Annotated in this window: 3 protein-coding genes; 2 read left to right on the top strand and 1 reads right to left on the bottom strand. The window is 73.2% G+C overall.

Translation table 11 applies throughout. The annotated features are described in order from the left end of the window. Positions 1-34: 34 nt before the first annotated feature. Entirely contained in the window at positions 35-340 is a 306-nt protein-coding gene (tatA, locus tag ACFVWU_RS44760) for a Sec-independent protein translocase subunit TatA (RefSeq protein ID WP_387632452.1), read from the bottom strand. Positions 341-593: 253 nt separating this feature from the next. Here tatA and ACFVWU_RS44755 point away from each other — a divergent pair, with 253 nt between their 5' ends. Continuing rightward, positions 594-1,784 (top strand): agmatine/peptidylarginine deiminase, encoded by a 1,191-nt coding sequence (locus ACFVWU_RS44755; RefSeq protein ID WP_387632450.1) that lies wholly within the window; start codon positions 594-596, stop codon positions 1,782-1,784. A 45-nt stretch (positions 1,785-1,829) separates the two neighbouring features. After that, a partial coding sequence (gene ureA / locus ACFVWU_RS44750; protein ID WP_387632447.1) for an urease subunit gamma occupies positions 1,830-2,198 on the top strand: 369 nt, incomplete at its 3' end.

Genomic DNA, 2,198 nt, shown 5'->3' with positions numbered 1-2,198 from the left:
CTCTCGGTGCTTTCCGGGGTCGCGGTGGGAGCGGTCAGGCCGACCGCCGGGCCGCCTCGGCCGGTCCGGCGGCGGGCGCTCCGGCGGCAGGTGTGCCGGCAGCGGGCGTTCCGGCCCCGGGCGTCCCGGTGGCGGACGTCCCGGCAGCGGACGTCCCGGCAGCGGACGTCCCCGTAGCGATCGGGTCCTCCTCCCGCATGGCCGCCGTCTCCGCCTTGAGGATGCGCATCGACTTGCCCAGTCCGCGCGCCATGTCCGGCAGCTTCTTGGATCCAAAGAGCAGCACCACGACCGCCAGCACTATCAGGAGGTGCCAGGGCTCCAGACCATTGCGCAGCATCTCCGCCTCACCCGGCCTTTCATCGTCGGGACCGTAACCGCGTTCGGGCGGCCCGGGTCGTCTCGGGGTGGTTTGGTGGCTTCACCGTAGAGCTTGACTGATTTTTCAGTCAATGCGAGAGTTCAGTCCCGGCGCTGCCGACCACTCGCGTCGACTCACGGCCCCCGACCACTCGCGTCCGCCGATCCGCCGTCGGCCGCCGCCCGCGCAGCCACCGCACCTCGATCCACCCTCGGCCCCACCGGAGATCACCGTGTCCCAGTCCTCCCTCGCCCGCCGCACGGTGCTGCGCTCCCTCGCCGGTGCCGGTGTGCTCGCCCTCGGCGTGACCGCCTGCGCCGCCGACGAGGACCCGACCGAGCCGGCCGCCCCGTCCTCCGGCGCCGCCGAGCAGCCGTCCGGGCCGGCCCCGGCGAACCCCTCGGCGCCCGCACCGGCGCGCGGACGCCGGCTCGGCGGCGAGTGGGAGAAGCACGAGCGGACCTTCATGGCCTGGCCCGCCTCCGAGAACGTCTGGGGCGAGCAGCTCGGCGCCGTCCGGAGGGACATCGCCGCCGTGGCCCGGGCCATCGGTGAGCGCGAGCCGCTGGTCCTGCTGGTCCGCCCCGGCCAGGAGGACTCGGCCCGCAACGCCTGCGGCAAGGACGTCGAGCTGCTGTCCGTCCCGGTGGACGACCTGTGGGCCCGTGACACCGTCCCGGTGTTCGTCGAGGACGGCGGAAAGGTCAAGGGCGTCGACTTCAACTTCAGCGGCTGGGGCGGCAAGCAGGAGCACGGCAATGACGCCCGGATCGCCCGGGCGGTGCTGGACAAGTACGGGATCGAGCGGGTCGCGACCCAGCTGGTCGCCGAGGGCGGCTCCTTCGAGAGCGACGGCCAGGGGACGCTGCTGGTCACCGAGAGCTCGGTGGTCAACGACAACCGCAATCCGGGCCGTGACCGCGACCACGTCGAGGCCGAGCTCAAGCAGGCCCTGGGCGTCACCAAGGTGATCTGGCTGGCGGGCGTCAAGGGCAAGGACATCACCGACGCCCACGTCGACTGCCTGGCCCGCTTCGCCGCGCCCGGCGTGGTCTTCCTGGACCGGGCCTTCCCCGGCACCCCGGCGGACGTCTGGTCCCGCTCGGCCGACCAGGCCCGGGCCGTGCTGGCGGAAGCGACCGACGCAACCGGCAAGAAGCTGAAGGTCGTTGAGATCAGCCAGCCCGACCCGGACCGGATCACCGGGCGCGGTGACGCCTTCGTCTCCTCGTACATGAACTTCTACATCGGCAACAAGGGCGTCTACCTGCCGCTGTTCGGCGACTCCCGGGCCGACGGGCACGCCCAGGAGGTGTTCAAGGACCAGTTCCCGGACCGCGAGATCGTCCCGCTGCAGATCGACACCATCGCGTCCGGCGGCGGTGGCATCCACTGCTCCACCCACGACCAGCCCGCCGGCTGACCCGCCCGCCCAGCGGTCCCGCCGCCCCGAGGGAGAACCGACCCCGTGCAGCTGACCCCCACCGAACGCGACCGGCTACTGATCTTCACCGCAGCCGAACTCGCCCGCGCCCGCCGCGCCCGCGGCCTGCGGCTCAACATCCCCGAGGCCACCGCGCTGATCTCGGACACCGTCTGCGAGGCCGCCCGCGACGGCCTGCGGCTGACCGAGGCCGTAGCGCGCGGGCGGTCCGTCCTCTCCCCCGACGACGTACTGCCCGGCGTGCCGGACCTGGTCACCGAGATCCAGGTCGAGGCCGTGTTCGAGGACGGCACCCGCCTCGCCGTGATCACCGACCCGTTCGGCGGCGGCGGTCTCGGCGAGGCGGCGCCCGGCGCCGTCCTCCTCGCCGACCACAGCGCCCCCGCCCCACGG

This window comes from Kitasatospora sp. NPDC058190 (genome assembly GCF_042883685.1).
GTDB lineage: Bacteria > Actinomycetota > Actinomycetes > Streptomycetales > Streptomycetaceae > Kitasatospora.
Note: the sequence above shows the minus strand (reverse complement) of the source record. Positions and strands in the feature narration are given on the sequence as shown.